Annotated in this window: 15 protein-coding genes and 1 pseudogene; 6 read left to right on the plus strand and 10 right to left on the minus strand. The window is 60.4% G+C overall.

Translation table 11 applies throughout. From position 1 onward, the window contains the following. Window positions 1-340: 340 nt before the first annotated feature. Both YUA_RS49255 and YUA_RS49260 read right to left on the minus strand, forming a co-directional pair. Entirely contained in the window at window positions 341-625 is a 285-nt protein-coding gene (locus tag YUA_RS49255; RefSeq protein WP_084293106.1) for an FAD-dependent monooxygenase, read from the minus strand. Between the two features lie 25 nt (window positions 626-650). After that, window positions 651-907, minus strand: a pseudogene (locus YUA_RS49260) (P-type conjugative transfer ATPase TrbB); the annotation flags it as partial. 595 nt (window positions 908-1,502) lie between these two features. Between YUA_RS49260 and YUA_RS0136600 the strand changes: the two are divergent. The 6 genes from YUA_RS0136600 to YUA_RS0136625 all read left to right on the plus strand — a co-directional run bounded on the left by YUA_RS0136600 (window position 1,503) and on the right by YUA_RS0136625 (window position 8,823). Then, on the plus strand, window positions 1,503-1,724 hold the full coding sequence (locus YUA_RS0136600) for a hypothetical protein (RefSeq protein WP_027535113.1): 222 nt from the start codon (window positions 1,503-1,505) through the stop codon (window positions 1,722-1,724). A gap of 364 nt (window positions 1,725-2,088) precedes the next feature. Continuing rightward, on the plus strand, window positions 2,089-2,469 hold the full coding sequence (locus YUA_RS52870) for a DUF2946 family protein (protein ID WP_371259937.1): 381 nt from the start codon (window positions 2,089-2,091) through the stop codon (window positions 2,467-2,469). A 93-nt stretch (window positions 2,470-2,562) separates the two neighbouring features. Beyond that, on the plus strand, window positions 2,563-4,815 hold the full coding sequence (locus YUA_RS46195) for an SPFH domain-containing protein (RefSeq protein ID WP_156947526.1): 2,253 nt from the start codon (window positions 2,563-2,565) through the stop codon (window positions 4,813-4,815). Continuing rightward, the gene (hflC, locus tag YUA_RS0136615; RefSeq protein ID WP_027535114.1) at window positions 4,812-5,873 is read left to right on the plus strand and encodes a protease modulator HflC; all 1,062 of its coding nucleotides are present in this window, start codon (window positions 4,812-4,814) and stop codon (window positions 5,871-5,873) included. Before YUA_RS46195 ends, hflC begins: the two co-directional genes overlap by 4 nt. A gap of 113 nt (window positions 5,874-5,986) precedes the next feature. After that, entirely contained in the window at window positions 5,987-6,913 is a 927-nt protein-coding gene (locus YUA_RS0136620) for an SPFH domain-containing protein (RefSeq protein WP_198029571.1), read from the plus strand. Continuing rightward, a complete protein-coding gene (locus YUA_RS0136625; protein WP_027535116.1) occupies window positions 6,910-8,823 on the plus strand; it encodes a cation-translocating P-type ATPase in 1,914 nt (637 codons plus the stop codon). The genes YUA_RS0136620 and YUA_RS0136625 overlap by 4 nt, the downstream gene beginning before the upstream one ends. Window positions 8,824-8,845: 22 nt before the next feature. On the opposite strand, the gene YUA_RS46200 is transcribed toward YUA_RS0136625, so the two are convergent. The 8 genes from YUA_RS46200 to YUA_RS46220 all read right to left on the minus strand — a co-directional run. Continuing rightward, complete coding sequence (locus YUA_RS46200) at window positions 8,846-9,787, minus strand: hypothetical protein (protein ID WP_051383587.1); 942 nt, start codon at window positions 9,785-9,787, stop codon at window positions 8,846-8,848. Window positions 9,788-9,845: 58 nt separating this feature from the next. Then, a complete protein-coding gene (locus YUA_RS46205; RefSeq protein WP_084293107.1) occupies window positions 9,846-10,850 on the minus strand; it encodes a polysaccharide deacetylase family protein in 1,005 nt (334 codons plus the stop codon). A 14-nt stretch (window positions 10,851-10,864) separates the two neighbouring features. Then, on the minus strand, window positions 10,865-11,722 hold the full coding sequence (locus tag YUA_RS46210) for a metal ABC transporter permease (protein ID WP_063627844.1): 858 nt from the start codon (window positions 11,720-11,722) through the stop codon (window positions 10,865-10,867). Next, window positions 11,685-12,506 (minus strand): metal ABC transporter ATP-binding protein, encoded by an 822-nt coding sequence (locus YUA_RS46215; RefSeq protein WP_051383589.1) that lies wholly within the window; start codon window positions 12,504-12,506, stop codon window positions 11,685-11,687. The genes YUA_RS46210 and YUA_RS46215 overlap by 38 nt, the downstream gene beginning before the upstream one ends. Beyond that, a complete protein-coding gene (locus YUA_RS0136650) occupies window positions 12,506-13,375 on the minus strand; it encodes a metal ABC transporter solute-binding protein, Zn/Mn family (RefSeq protein WP_027535117.1) in 870 nt (289 codons plus the stop codon). Before YUA_RS0136650 ends, YUA_RS46215 begins: the two co-directional genes overlap by 1 nt. Before the next feature lie 35 nt (window positions 13,376-13,410). Then, window positions 13,411-13,716: a nitrate reductase gene (locus YUA_RS50595; protein WP_156947528.1), complete on the minus strand. Its 306-nt coding sequence runs from the start codon at window positions 13,714-13,716 to the stop codon at window positions 13,411-13,413. A gap of 82 nt (window positions 13,717-13,798) precedes the next feature. Further along, window positions 13,799-14,779, minus strand: a complete 981-nt coding sequence (locus tag YUA_RS0136660) for a GTP-binding protein (RefSeq protein ID WP_027535119.1) — start codon at window positions 14,777-14,779, stop codon at window positions 13,799-13,801. Between the two features lie 12 nt (window positions 14,780-14,791). Beyond that, window positions 14,792-15,991 (minus strand): GTP-binding protein (locus YUA_RS46220; RefSeq protein WP_051383590.1); only part of this gene is annotated, 1,200 nt, incomplete at its 5' end.

A 15,991-nucleotide genomic window follows, 5' to 3' on the forward strand; every position in this document is an offset into this window, starting at 1 on the left:
GCCTAAGGTGTCATGACCGACCGTCCCCGAAGCGGCCGATGCAACGCCGGTAGGTTCTCCACTGGATAGCGAAATCGGAACCTACAGCAGACCTCGTGACGCTACTCAGGGGTGGCATCCCAAGATCGCTTCAACTTTCATTTCCAAGATTTAATCCGGCCTAATTCCCCAACCAGTCTTTCGTGAGATCAGCCAGCATGAACCGTCAGTGATTCCCCGAGCCCTGTGACTGTTGTCTGATATTGAACGTCCGCGCATTCGAACCGCTGGGCTCTCGACAGCAGTATCTTCTCGAAAACAGGCTGGACAATGTCGGTTCGCGTGCCAAAACCGTTCGGCGTCATGAACGGATCAATTCTGACGATCGGCGGCCCCGCGATGAATAGAAGAAGATTCCGAAAGGCGCGGCGATATCGTCGCGCATGACTGGAAGAATACCCAGTTTATCGAGCACGCGCATGTATTCGTCGTCGACGACCAGTGCTCGCGGCAAGTCCGAGGTGAATTCGTTACGCTCCACCAGGATCGTCTTGACGTCCAGCGAGCCAAGGATGTTGCACCGTAAGCTCGAAGCCGGCCCGAAGCCGGCCCTGTTATAGCCGCGGAAGCGGGGAGTCTTGACCATCTCGATGGCAAGCTTGTCTGGCGACCGGCTCCGCAACGACGGGCGGAAGAAGCCCCTCGAAACTCTCCGCGTCTCGGGAAGCTTGGCCGAGACGCGCGGCGTCTCGGCATGCACCTCAGCGCCGATATGGTGCGCGATCAGGCGCACGATCCGCTCGCCGTCGGCGGCGGACATCGTTCGTCCGCTATCTTCCAGCCCGCCGGACAGCCGATCGATCCAGGGCCGACCGTCGGGGTTGAGCATCACCTCGACGATCGAAGGGTCTTCGAGAAAGGTCGAGATCGCGGGGCGCCACGTTGGAACGGCAGACGGTAGAGTATCTCTCTCAGGCTCGCTTGACTATTTTGTATTGCTCGACGGATTGCCTCAGTCGTTGTTGCGCCGCCATGAAGAACCTAGCCTATAGTGCATCCTTCTATTTAATGGAAAATACTGCACCAGTAAAGTCCGGGATCAAACACCTAGACCTGATGAGATTTTTCTTGATCTCCCGGTGCACACGTCGTGCACACGACGCCCTCTAATCAATTGAAATACTTGAATTCTCGCTCCAATCCATCATGGGCAAGTTTGGTCTAACTCCAGCAATCGATGTCCAACTAGGTCAACAATGGCGTTACGTCGTTGAAGGAGCACGCTCGCCCGCACTCTCCGCCCTACCCCGCGATCGCGAAGTCCCAGTAGATTCAGATCACGGACGCGCAACCATCTCAAATTGCTGTTTCAGCAGCCTGACGGCGTTGGATGGTACTCCCCAGCAAGCCGGAAGAGCCAAAAAATCAACACGCTAGGAAATCATCTGGGACAAGGTGAGCTGATAGTCGGCAAGGCTTTCAAGACACTATCCCATACTTGATTATCCAAAGCCGATGGCCGAATGGCTCAGATGCTGATTGGTCGGCTATCAGGTCACCTTCCGGAGAGGATTGACGATTTCGACGTCAACAAAGTCATTCTCGTTATCGCAGACGACGATGCAGTGGTTGGCCTCGTCAATCGCTACGATGACTGTGTCGAGAGCATTGCGCAGCTTTCCTTTGCTGTTCTCCAGCCATCAGGCAGGGCCAGATCAGGTCCGCTATTTAGTCAGATGGCATGAGCGGCGAAGCGCTGCGCAAATGCCGCCTGAACCGGATTCGTTCGCGACCTGAGCGCCCGAATGCTCAGTCGAGCGCCGAAACAGGTGAATGCGGCGCCAGGCAAAAAACTTCGATAGAACCAGGCATTGATCGGCGATGGCAATGGGAAATCTGCCATTTTGGACACCTCAGAAATGCTCTTTCTTCAGGAAAAGACTAGAGCTAACCTGTCTAAGACAGCTCTGATTTGGCTGTCAAATGAGCAACGCATTCAGATCAGATACATTTGACTGCTTCGTGGATATATCTTCGTCCGCAGAAAAATGTGTAGACTTCGTCGAACAGGAATCGATCAGTAAGTAATGGGCACGGCGGCTTGAAATAATGAAATGGCTCCGATCGAGACTTCGATCTTGCACGCAGTTGGCGCTGTTTGCGCTGGCGGTGCAGATGGTTCTTTCGTTTGGCCATATCCATCGACACGATCTCGGACTGCCACCACCTGTATCCGATGCGACGCAACTCATATCGGATACGGAGCACGTGCCGGCGGGTCCGGCCGATCAGGACCATCATCCAGCCACGAACGATAGTTGTCCGATCTGCGCCAGCGTGGCGCTCGTCGCGACAGCGCTACCGTCCCTCCCCCCGGTGCTTGTCGAGCCGATACCGATCCGCCGTGCTCGCCTGCTGGAAACACCGGTCCAGCCGCCATCGACACAAGTCTGGCGTTCATTTCAAGCCCGCGCTCCACCTATCGCTTAGCTCATTGCCAGCTCGGCTCGTCGCCAGCATTTGAGTATGCCTCGGTCTACCCGGGGTTTGCTCGATCAATCGGCGAGGATGAATTGACGCTTCGTGCGCAATCCCGACTTCGGGTGCCAGCCGGCCGCGACGACTGAACAGCGCTCGCTTGCCGTTCTTCGCCAACAAGAGCTTGATGCAATCCCTATGAAATCTCCTGCCAAGGCGAACCGCATGCAACGATCGGCGGGCGAACTCGGAAAGGCGCCCGGGATGCTGGCCGAGCTGCCGCATTTCAACAATGCCAAGCGGTATGTTGGCGCGCTGCTGATCATCGGTGCGATCTTTGCATCAATCGGGTTGGGCTTGATTGGGATGGTCTACGCGCCGCCGGTCTACGCGCCTCCACATCTCTATCGATCTTTCTATCTCGTCATTCCGTCGGCATTCGCCTATGTGGGAGCGGCGCTTCTGGTCGCAGCTGCGGGATCTCTCTCGGCCGGTATTGTCGCCTCCATCCGTGCCCACTTGCTGGAGTCCGACCGCCAAGGGGTCGCGCAAGCGGAAAACTCCGTTTCGGCCGTACCGCACTGGGCCAGAAGCGAGCGATTGAGGCGTCGTCTTGGCGTTGTGCGCGCATTATTGATGCCAAGCGCAGCCTCTCTGGCGAACTGGCCGGCGACGCTTGTCGTCCTGCTGTTCGGCGGCCTGGCGGCTGGCGGTGTCATCGTTGGCTGGCTTGCGCCGCCAATGCGCATTGCCGACCCGCTGCCTCGACAAGTGCTGAGTGGCGTGCTGCTCGTCGCGGCATTCCCGCTCCTGGTGCTGGAGCGCTCCTACGCGGCGATCCCGGCCGAGATGCTGCCGGAGGCGCCGCAGCTCAATCGGTTGCTAAGGGTCCCGCTCACCACATGCCTTGGTCTTGGCATATCGATGGTCCTGCTCTCGCTCGGATTCCCATGGGCGATCTGGATCTATGTTGCCTTGGGCCTGTTGATTGTTGTCATCGCGCTCGAATTGATGCTGCGCAGCATGGCGATGTTTTTCATCCCGTTCGCGCCCATCGAACGATTGCGATCGGTTGCAGACAGCAGTGTGGCCGGACTGCTCCGCTTCTCCGTACCCAACTTCCACGCCTTTAACATTGCCGTGCGTCAGCAGTTCGGCATTGATCTGTCGCGCAGCTGGGCGCTTGCCTTCATCCAAAGGGCAATGCTGCCAGTGGCGGCCGGGATGGCCCTTATGGCCTGGGGGCTAACCGGAGTTACAGCGCTCAGCCTCACTCAGCGCGCGGTTTACGAACGGTTGGGTGTACCCGTCGCCGTGTTTGGGCCCGGACTGCATTTTCATCTTCCATGGCCGATGGGCGTGATGCGTGGGGTTGAGCTTGGCATCATCCACGACATTCCGATCGCGATATCGCCTGGCGACGCTTCGATCGATTTCCAGCAGCCCAGCGCCGGCGTCGGTCAGCAGCAGAATTCGGTGGGCGACGAGGCCCCGGCGCCGCCCAGCGCAGATCGTCTGTGGAATGCATCGCATCCGTCCGAGCAGAGCTACCTGATCGCGAGCGAAGCGAGCGGCCGGCAGAGCTTCCAAATCGCCGATGCGGACTTGCGCATAGTCTACCGGATCGGGCCGTCAGACGCCGCTGCGATCGACTCCGTCTATCGAGTCGCTGAGCCGACGACTTTCATCCGCGCCGTAGCCGGCCGGCTCCTGGTGCAATATTTCGCGCGGTACACATTGCTCGACGTGCTCGGTCAAAACCGCGAAGCTTTTGCCAATGAATTTCGCACCGCGTTGCAGGAACAATTGGATCAGATGTCGAGCGGCATCGAGGCCATTGCGGTGGTGGTCGAGGCGATCCACCCGCCTCCGGGGGCCGCCAACGCATACCACAACGTGCAGGCCGCCGAGATTCTCGCCACGTCGCAGGTTTCGAAAGAAAAGGCAAAAGCGATCCAAACCCTCAAGTCGGCCGAGACGAACGCAACGGCAGTTCACAACGGTGCGGTCGCGGCGGCCGCTCAGCTTGTTGGCGGGGCCAATAGCGAGAGCGTGCTGTTCGATGCCGATCGCGAGGCAGCGCAGCGCAACAGCGCGGCATTCCTTCTCGAGCGGTGGCTCGAACGCTTGGTCGTTGCCCTTACCGGCTCCGACATCATCGTCGTCGATCACCGCCTCAACGGCCAGAACGCGCCAACTGTCGATCTGCGTAGCCTTGATGCCGCAACCCGCGACGTCCTCCCGCCCTCGGGGAAAAATGACGTCGCGCCGCCCTCCGACAGAAATAACGATCCGGAAGACGAGGACAACGAATTCACGACACCAAAGTCCACACCGATACCAGGATCAAAGCCATGATATTCGGGCATCATCACCACGGTCATCACCATGGTCATGGTCATCACCATCATGATCACGACGACCATTCGGGGCATGGATCGGGACATGGGCAGGATCGTCGGCAGCAGGGACTGTTCGCGCGCTACGGACGATTCGCGGTCGCTTTCGTGATCGTCGCAGCTGCCGTCGCCAGCGCCTGCCTCGTTCTGGTCAGTCCAGGCGATGCGATCGTGGTGACCCGCTTCGGCGATCCGATCCACGTGCTCACCGCACCCGGAGTCGCATGGAAGATGCCTGCGCCGTTTGAAAGCACGATCGATGTCGATCTGCGGCTGCGGACCACATCGAGCGGCCTGCAGGACGTCGGAACGCGCGACGGCCTGCGTATCCTGGTACAGGCCTATGTGGCGTGGCAAGTGCCGGCCGAGCCCGACCACATCCGGCAATTCCTGCGCGCCGTTCGCAACCAGCCCGATGTGGCCGCGCAGCAATTGCGAAGCTTCGTCGGCTCGTCGCTGGAAATCGCAGCCGCGAGCTTCGATCTCGCCGATCTGATAAATACCAATCCCGCCAAGGTTCAACTGACCACATTGGAGAGCCGCCTGCGTGAGCGTCTCGATGAGCAGGCGCTGAAGGTCTACGGCGTGACCGTTCGGCAAGTCGGCATCGAACGTCTGACCCTGCCGGCAGAAACCCTGAATGCCACCATCGCGCGCATGCGGGCCGAGCGCGAAACCGTCGCGGCCGAACGGCAGGCCGAGGGCCGGCGCGCGGCTGCCGAAATCGCATCGAACGCCGATCGCGATGCGCGCGTTCTGCGCGCCAGGGCCAAGCAGGATGCATCCGAAGTCGAAGCCAAATCACGTCTCGAAGCGGCCGACATCTATGGTCGGGCCTACAGCAGTGCACCGGAGCTCTACAATTTGCTTCGATCCCTCGACACCCTGGACACGGTGGTGGGCGACAATACACGGCTGATTCTGCGCACCGATGCCGCGCCGTTCCGGGTTCTGGTCGACGGGCCACCGAGCGCGGCCGCGCCCGCGGCACAACCTACGCAAGGAAGCCGCCAATGACGGTATCCGATATACGCGAAGGTGCCGAACCCGAAGGAGCATGGGCTCAATCCGCCAAGATCGCATTCCGATTCCTGTTCCTCGCCGTCTGCTTCGCGGCAGTCGTTTGGTCATTGTCGGGCATTCGGCAGGTGCCGCCTGAAAGCCGGGCGATCGTCTACCAATTCGGAAAGGTCGAGCGTCAACAACCGGCCGGACTATTGTTCGCATGGCCGCGGCCGATCGAGCAGGTTGTCATCCTGCCATCAGCCGACCGGCAAATCGAATTCCGGATCGACAGCTTCGAGCCGGGCTCAAATCCCAAACACGTCTTCTACTACAACGCCCGAATGAATGGCGCCTTCCTGTTGAGCGGTGATGCCAGTGTGGTGCATCTGGAAGCTACGCTGTTCTATCAGATCGTGGATCCGGCCGCCTATATTTTGACCGGCGAGCACCTTGGGCCTGCCCTGCAGCGTTTGTTCGTCGCCAGCGCTGTCTCCGTCAGCGCAGCGCGCGATCTGGATACGATATTGGTCGCACGCCCCGAATTGGCTACCGGTTCGAATGCCGCCGCGCGCGCCGGCCGCGAGAGGCTACGCTCAGATCTGATGAACGCGATCAATCACCGGCTCGGAGATCTCAGCGGCGTGGGCGCCGGTCTCGGCATCACGGTGAGCCGGGTCGATCTCGCGGCATCGATTCCGGACGGCGCCAAGGATGCCTTCGACAGGGTGCTGGTCGCCTCGCAGGAAGCCGAGCGTGACATTGCCGAGGCTCGCACAGATGCGGCCGCCACGGCGCTCAGCGCCAATCAAGAGCATGATCGGATTCTCACGGATGCCGATGCTAAAGCGGCGGAGAAAACGACCCAAGCAAAGGTGCGCACGGCCGCCATTAACGCCCTTGCGCGGGGATCGCCTGGATTTTCCGGCATGACACTCGCCAGACGGATCTATATCGACCGCATCGGCGCCATATTGGCGAAGGCCGCTCGCGTCGATACGGTGGACCAGAGCGGCGGACTTCATCTGATACTGCCCGGGACGACGCCGCAATGACCGCAGAAACCATGACCGCAAACGACGCCGCCACGCCGAGCGAGGGCCTGCTCAGCCGATCTGAACAGATTTCCCTTGGCGTGCGGCTTGTTCTTTCGCTGATTGCCGGCGGATGTCTGATCCTTTCGGCCGGACTGCTGTTCCTGGCGCCGAGCCAGGCTGAAGTCGCCGAGCTGGTTGCCGGTGTTGCGGCATTGCTGGTCGCCATCCCCGCGCTCTCGGCAGCCTGGGAGAGCCTGCGCTATCCGGATCTGCACGGCATAACAGACCAGCTCATCGCCCTGGCGTTGGTCGCGGCCTGGGCGGCTGGAGATCTCATGACGGCGGCATTGCTGCCCCTGGTCATGACTCTCGGACACATCCTGGAGGAGCGATCACTGCTGGGTTCGCAAGAGGCGATCCGGGCGCTGAGCCGGTTGACGCAGGTCAAGACGCGCCGCGTGCTGCCGGGTGGGGAACTCGAAGAAGTGACCACGCAATCGTTGCAGGCCGGCGATCTGATCGATTTGCGCGCTGGCGATCTCGTCCCCGCCGACGGCGTAGTTCAAACCGGCAAGTCAAGCATGGATACGGCTTCAATCACGGGAGAATCCGTTCCCGTCGAAGTGCAGCCCGGCAGCGAGGTGTTCAGTGGCTCGATCAATGTCGACGGTCATCTGCTCGTGAAGCTCACGCGGGTTGGCCAGGATTCGACCCTCGGCCGTGTGATAACCCTGCTGCAGGAGGCCGAGAACGCCAAGCCTCCGATTACCCGGCTGCTCGAACGCTATGCCGGACGTTACATGGTGCTGGTGCTGCTGACAGCCGCCGGCACCTGGTTTCTGACCAGCAGTACGGTGGCAATGCTGGCGGTGCTGGTCGCAGCCTGTCCGTGCGCCCTGGTGCTCGCCGCGCCGGCGACGTCAATCGCCGCGATCGCTGTTGCAAGCCGTCACGGAATCTTGGTCAAGGGCGCGGGATTCCTGGAGAACCTCGCGACCGTCGATGCGGTCGTGTTCGACAAGACCGGGACCGTCACGCTGGGACAATTGCAGGTCGTCGATGCGAGACCGGAGTCCGGCGTCAGCCGGGACGAACTCGCTACATTGGCCGGCAGTCTGGCGGGCGCCAGCAATCACCCGGTCAGTCGGGCGCTCGTTCGGTTTGCAACGAACGCAAAGCTCGAACTCGATGACGTCAAAGAAACGCATGGTCTCGGCGTGGTCGGACGGCTGGGCGGGGACACGGTCGCACTTGGTCGCGCCGAGTTGTTCGATGAACTCGGCATCGCCGTTTCGTCTGAGCCGAACCACGACGGTCCGATCGCCGGTATCGCTCGCGGCAACAAATTCCTCGGTTGGATGCTGATGGCGGATGAGCCTCGCCCGGAGGCGCCAGAGGCCATCGCAGACCTCCGCGAGCTCGGTCTTCGGCGGCAGGTGCTGCTGACGGGAGATCGCATGTCGGTCGCCCGCCGCATTGCCGATGTTCTGGGCCTGTCAAACGTCCGCGCCGAGGCCCTTCCGGCCGAGAAGATGGCTTGCGTGCTCGACGAGATTGGCGCCGGCTATCGTCCAATGGTGGTTGGCGATGGCATCAATGATTCGCTCGCGCTCAAGGTCGGCGCGGTCGGCGTTGCCATGGGCGCGCGTGGCAGCGACGTTGCGTTGGCCTCCGCCGATCTGGTGCTGATGACCAATGATCTGCGCCGGCTCGGGACCTGCATCCGTCTGAGCCGACGCTGTCGCCGTACCATCTATGTCAATGTCGCCGTCGGGCTTGGCTGGACGGTCGTGATCGTGGCCGCGGCGGCGACCGGCGTCATGGGCGCCAGCGGTGCGATCATTGCGGCGCTGCTTCACAATTTCAGCACTTTGTTGGTGATGGCCAATGCTGGCCGGCTGTTGAAGTTTCAAGAGCCGGTGGCGTAGAGGTCGCCTGAATTGTCCCGCACTACTCCAGCTTGGAGAGGAGCTGGTCAAGACTATTGGCGAAGCTGTTGATGTCGAAGTTCAAGGGATCATCGTGGCCGTTAGGAATGTCGGCGTCGATGGCGGCGTGAAACGCAGGCACGAGCCAGTCCCCTCGGCGGACGCTGGCGATGGTGTAGAGCAAAGCCAGTCGGTCGTATTGTGCTGTGGTGAAAGCCGGATCGGGAGTACGCGCATCATTGCGCACGCCATGTCCCGGGGAAGTACCTCGCGGCTGCACCATCTCGGTATGCAGGAACAGCCCCTGCAGGGCCCCGCCAAACTCGGCCGCTTGCTCGAATTTGGTCTCCCGCCAGGGAATCGAATAATCGTGCGCCAGCAGCATTTCGCCGGTGCGATTAATGAAGACATGGGCGCGTCCCCAGCCATCCGAACAAGCATAATAAGCGAGATTTTCGTATAGTCGCCCGGTATCGATGTTGTCGGGAAATGCGCGGCGGCCGTAATTCGGCCCGCTGGTATCGTGGATCACGAAGTACCGTGCCATGGGCGCATCGGGATCGTTGTTGCGGGCCCGCGATAACGACTCCCACAGATGGGCGCCAAACTCAACCTCCAGGTCCTGCCTTGAGAGATAAGCGGTCAGCGCTTCGCGCGAGGGCAAGTCCGTGATTTTGCCGATCCGTCGTGCGAGTCCGGACGGCAGACTTTCGACGGGCGGGCCGAGATTCCTGCTCGCATCCATGCCGCGCATGAGACATTTGGCTTGCTGCATGGGCGTGCCGGCAAAGCTCAAAGTCTCCAGGTCGAAATCGCAGACGCCCATACTCTTGACAAAATAAGGCGCGCGAAAGTGGCGCGGCTTGCATTCCGTGGCAAACACCGCCTTCGCAAAACTGAGCGACAGTGCGGCGCAAACTCCCGCCACGAGCAGGTTGCAATTTGGTTTGACGCGGTCGCGCAAGCGTTAATTCTCAAACATAAAATTCAGATCCCGCGCCGGCGACGCGCTGCGAGTTTCGTCAGAAGCCCTTCGCGCCTCCTAAGCAGCCTGAGCTTCCTTCGATCCGCCGTAACGCCGCGGCCTTTTTCACCGGTGCCGCAGCTGACAGCGGCGCCTCAGCGACCGGCACGTTCTCCTCTGCTCCAACAGCTCGAGCAGGAGGCAGCCGCCATTGTTCGGAAGTTGTTTCGGTTTTTGCGATCGTCGCATTGGCCGCGACGACCTGCACCACCTTGTATCCCCTCGTCTTCAACTCGCTCAAAAGGTCCGGAAGTGCCCCAACAGTGCGTTCATGAATATCGTGAAGAAGGAGAATGCCCCGGCTCTTCGCTTCCAATCTCGAAATCGCCCGTTTCACGACTTCGGCGCTGCTTATTCCCAACCAGTCGTCGGCCGGAACGTCCGCGCTCCACGTCATGAGACCGCGGGAGGCGAGCGCGGCCTCAGTGCGCTCAGAGGTCAACAAGCCCGGCACCCGGAAAAAGGGAGCGATTTCCTCCGAACTTCCGAGCGCAGTCCCGACTGCGGCGATTCCTCCGTCGATTTCCCGGCCTGCCTGACTTTCCGTCATTCTTCCGAAAGTGAACGGGTGACTAAAGCTATGCGTCCCAATGGTATGCCCCTCAGCCTCAACCTTTCTGGCTTCGTCCGGAAAGGTCGCCGCCATCCGGCCAACCATGAAAAACGTCGCTTTGACGCATTCCGAAGCGAGTATCTCAAGGACACGGTCCGTGTATCGCGGCGACGGCCCGTCATCAAAGGTGATGACGACCTCGTGGTCGGCGAGAGGCAGCGTTTCCGGATATTGCATGGTGCCGATCCGCGGATGGTCCTTCGGGTCGACGGCGATGATGCGACTGGTGCCGAGCGCATCGGGCTTGCCATTGCACTCCGTCGCCGAACTAGATGTACTTACGCCAAGGCTCGCGAGGACCAGACCGACAAGAAACCTGCGCCCAACAGGTTGAACGGGCTTCTGCTTCGCTGCACTTCGGAAGACGCGGATGGGAGAGACAATGCTCATTGATCGCGCTCCCCTCATACCGGCTCTCTCGGAGCCTGGACCTGCGCATTGGGAGATCGGTAGGCCGCCCAGCCGCGGCTGACGAAATAGGCTAGCGCGCTTAGCAATGCGATGCAGAAGCTGACGGGCCAATCGGTATAATAGGCGATGGCGATCCCGACCCAAGCCTCGGCCAAAGCAAGACCGACCGAGAGCGCAATTCCGCTCCAAAGCCCGCCGACGAGCAGTTGCGCGGTTGCCGGCGGACCCACCATAAGACTGAATACGAGGAGAATGCCGACGATCTGGGCACTCTCCGACACCGCCAGTGCGACGATTGCCAGGAAGGCGGTGGAAACAAAGCGCAGCGGCACACCCTTGGCCTCGGCGAGTTCCGGCTGCAGGCTGGCAAAAATGAGGGGCCGCATGATTGCGGAGAGAGCGGCCACCGTGATCAGGGCCAGCCCGGCAAGGACCGCGATCGTCGGACGGTCAACTGCGAGCACATTGCCAAACAGCAGCGAAGTGGCTTGGGCCGCGAAGGACGTATAGTAGTGCAGGAACAAAAGCCCAAAGCCGAGCGACAGCGCTAAGACTACGCCAATGGCGACATCGCGGTCGCTAACGCGTTCGCCCATCATTCCCATACCGACACCGGCGGCGACCGTGAGGCCGACAAGCCCCCAAACCGGTGGCACGCCGATCAGGATTGCGCCGGTGGCGCCCGCGAACCCGATATGCCCGAGTGCGTGTCCGGCAAAGGTTTGCCCACGCAGCACGAGGAAATAGCCCACCAAACCCGATACCACAGCTGCAACTCCGGCAGCAGCGAAAGCGTTTCTCATGAAATCGTATTCAAGCATGGCGTGCACGATCATGAGCAGGATGATCATGCAGATGGCCGGAGCGCTCGATGTTGCGGCCTCGCGACAGGACGAAGATGTGTCCATCGGCGTGCACGACGTCGATATCCGCGCCATACAGCTTCGATAACACCGGTGCCGTCACCACCTCCGCCACGGTCCCTAGCGCAGCATGGCCGTTGCCGAGATAGAGCACGCGGTCGAGTGCGCCGATCAGCTGATTGAGCTCGTGCGCGCTGAATAACACCGTAATGTTGCGGTCGCGGACGAAGCGGCCAATCAGCTCGATGATCGACTCCTGATGACGCTGATCAAGGCTGATCAGGGGTTCATCGAGCAGCAGCAGTCTCGGTTCGCCGAGCAGCGCTTGAGCCAGCAGCAGACGCTGACGCTCGCCGCCCGACATGTCCGAGAGCGCACGATCGGCGAGGTCGCGTGCGCCCACCGCCGTGAGCGTCTCGTCAATCGTCCTGCGGTACGCGCGCCCAAGTGTGGGCAGACCCCACCGATCGCCGCGGATCGAGCTTGCGACGAAATCGAAGCCACGCACGCGCAAACCCGGCATGACCGTGCGCACCTGTGGAACGTACCCGATATTCGCATCGCCGCGCTGCGGGGTACGGCCGAACACCCGGATAGTTCCCGTGCTTGGCCGCAACAGGCCAAGGATGGCGCGCATCAGCGTGGTTTTGCCGGCCCCATTGGGACCGAGGACGCCGATGAATTCGCCAGGTTCGATCGCGAAGCTGGCGTTCTCCAGGACGACCTGACCGCCAATTTCAATTGTTACGCGATCGAACTCGATGACGTTCATCAGCGGTTTCCGGCCAGCGCCTTCTCGGTCGCTTCAAGCTGTGTCAGCATCCAATCCTGGTATGAAAGCCCGGCCGGCGCGGTTTCCGTCACCCCCACGACTGGAACGTCGGATTGATGCGCAATACCGACCAGACGCTGTACCATGTTATCCGAAACCTGCTTGTTATAGAACAGGACGCGTACCTTGTGCATTTTCAGATCCTGTTCGAACGCGGCGACGTCACTGGCGCTCGGCTGGGTATCATTCATGACCGCGAGCTGAAATTTTTGGTCGAGCATCGTCAGACCTAGCGAGGCCGCCATGTAGCCGAAGACCGGTTCTGTGGCCGTGACGGGGAGCCCGCCATATCTGCTCCGAATGGAAGTGATTTTGTCGTCGAGAGGCTGGAGCGAGGCAAGAAAGGATTTCAGCCGCGCCTCGTAATTGTCCGCCTGGGCAGGGTCAGCAGCTTTCAACGCTTGGGCGACCGCCTTTGCGACCGCAGGCATTGTCGCAGGGTCGTACCACAGATGCGGATTGTCCCCGGCGTTCTTGTGCAAGAGGTCGGCGACCATGATCAGAACGCGCCCAGGTTTCGGCGTGACCTTGAGCAGCCCTTCCATCCATGAATCGTAGTTGGCGCCATTCTGGATGACGACCTGCGCGGCGGCGACATCGCGAACGACGGAAGGGGAGGTCTCGAACAGATGCGGGTCCTGATCCCGGTTCTTCAATATACTGGTGACCGAGACCGAATCACCCCCGATCTGCTGCGCGACGCCGCCGTAGAAGTTCTCAGCCGCTACAATTGCGATCTTGCCATCGGCGGCGCATGCGTGCGTGAGAGCGCCAAGCATGATGAGCGCCGCCATCATGCTGATGTTCATCTTGTTCGTGACTAGTCCGGCTGCGCGGAGACACCTCATGGCTCACCCGGTCGTTTGGGTACGAGCGCCAGCTCGAATGCTGCTTGCAGTTCCTGGAGACTGACATCTGGAATTGGCTTATGAACGCGAGCGATGGTTGGCTTTTCGCCCTCTCTCAAAATCGCAACGACAGTTTCGACATCGGGACACCCTGCCTCACGACAGGAAAGTTCCGACACCGAGATCGTCACACCATCCGACAAGCCGAGCAGCTTCTGCGTCTGCAGCTTGAGGTGCTGAACTGCCTCAGGATAGCCGGTTCTTTGGACACGTCGGCCCAAGGAAAAAGCAGTCTTTGACACGATCAGCCTCTCGAAGTTCGCGTTGTCCGGGTCTTGCCCAGCATGGCAGGGAACCTAGTCTCCTGCCACGCTGCGCATTTCATCAATGACCTGGACTTTGACAGCGGCTAAAGCCCTCCTTGAGAATATCCTCCGGCAAGTTGCGCCCGATGAAGACCAGACGGCTTGTTCTGGGCTCATCGGGTTTCCAAGGGCGCTGATGGTCTCCTTCGAGCAACATGTGCACGCCCTGAATAACGAAGCGATCGGGGTCATCCTGGAACTGAATGATTCCTTTCAGCCGCAGAATATCCGTCCCGAACTGACGAACGGTCTCCTGCATCCAGGGAAGAAATTTTGCGGGAACGAGAGGCGTCTGAGACGTCAATGACAGGCTTTTGACGTGGGCGTCGTGCTCATGGTCGTGGGCCTCCGTGAGAAAGCCCGGCTCGAACTCAAGAACCCTGTTGAGATCGAACGCGTTGCGATCCAGGACTTTCTCCAGGTCGAGCGCGCAGCGCTCCGTGCGATGGATGACGGTATAAGGATTGATTGAATGAATTCTTGCCTCGACAAGCTTGAGGTCTGCTTCCGAGACGAGATCCGTCTTGTTGAGCAAGACGACGTCGGCGAATGCGATCTGTTCCTGCGCTTCGTGGGCCTGGTCGATCTCTCCGAGGAGATGCTTTGCGTCGATGACCGTGACGATCGCGTCAAGCTTCGTGTTGCGGCGAACGTCGTCATCGATAAGGAATGTTTGTGCTACCGGCGCGGGATCGGCAAGCCCGGTAGTCTCCACGATGATCCCGTCGAACTTGCCGCGCCGCTTCATCAGCCCTTCGAGTATCCTGATGAGATCGCCTCGAACGGTGCAGCAGATGCACCCATTGTTCATTTCGAATATTTCTTCGTCCGCGTTGACGATCAGATCGTTGTCGATTCCGACCTCGCCGAACTCGTTCACAATCACCGCATAGCGCTTGCCATGGGTCTCGGTCAGGATCCGGTTCAGCAAAGTCGTCTTCCCCGCGCCCAGGTACCCGGTGAGGACGGTGACCGGTGTTTGTGAAATCGTGTCGTTCATGCTTGGTCCTTTTCAGCTTTTGGGGTTCGGTACATCGTGGATCACGGCAGAGGGTTCGAACTGGGCGGTGGCGCGCTCGTGGAAGATGAGCAAGAGTCCGGCGACAAGCGCCACGCCAAGAAGGCTCAAGCCAGCGGCAGTCAACACCAGTTCCGCTTTTGCGCGCGTCGAAAGGCCAGTTATCGTCGTGAACAGGTTCTTGACCGTCGCTTCATCGATGCCGTGGGTGATGACGACCATTCGCGTGCGACGATCGTCCGACGGCCAGGCCGGCAGCCGATATTGATGGATCGCATGCTGAACGCCGTGCACGACCAGGGGCCGATCCGGATCGTCTTCGAGTCCAACAAGGCCCTTGAGACGGAGCAGTTGCGGGCCGGCCACGGCGTTGAGCAGCTCAATGAACGTTGCGAGGTTTCGTGCCGATACAGGACGGCTTTCCAGCAACGCCAGAGTTTGGATGCCCGCCGCCGCATGGCGGCTTACGCCCGCGACATTGTCGTGAGCTTGTTCTTGCTCGGCCAACGCCTGCTCGAGAGCCAACCATCCTTCAACATCGGCCCCCTGCTCGGAGGGAACGTAGCCGCGCGGCGCAAACGCAGTGGCGAATTCGAATTCAGCCCCGTGACGGTCCACGATGGGAGCCGCCGCATTGATCTTGCGGATCTGTTGCACCAGTTCAGAAATAGGGCGACGTTCTGCGGGCTCTGGGCCAACGTCCGTCTTGGTGAGCACGACGAAGTCCGCAAACGCCACCTGCTTCATGCATTCGAAGTGCCGCTCCATCGACGCTTCGATCGTCGTTACATCGATTGCGCAGACGACGCCGGACAGCCGGAAGCACCTTGCGACGACATGATCCCGAAACCCCGCTGCCGGAAGACCGCCCGGTGTGACCTGATTGATGATCGGAGCCGGATCGGCCAGCCCGGTCGTCTCGACGATCACGCGCTTCAACGGCGGGACAGCCTTGCTCTCCACAGCGTCGTAAAGTTCGAACAGGGAAGTCCTGATGTCGCTCGCGACCGTGCAGCAGAGGCAGCCTGTGGTCGTCACCATCATTTCGCGTTTGTTCACCCGAACAAGATCGTGATCGATGGAAATATCGCCAAACTCGTTGATGATGACGGCGGTGTCCGCAAAGGCCTCGCTTTCCAGGAGCTCGTTGAGCAGCGTGGATTTCCCGGCACCCAGGAAGCCCGTGAGGATCGT

The sequence above is a fragment of the Bradyrhizobium sp. WSM3983 genome (assembly GCF_000473045.1).
Classification (GTDB): domain Bacteria; phylum Pseudomonadota; class Alphaproteobacteria; order Rhizobiales; family Xanthobacteraceae; genus Bradyrhizobium.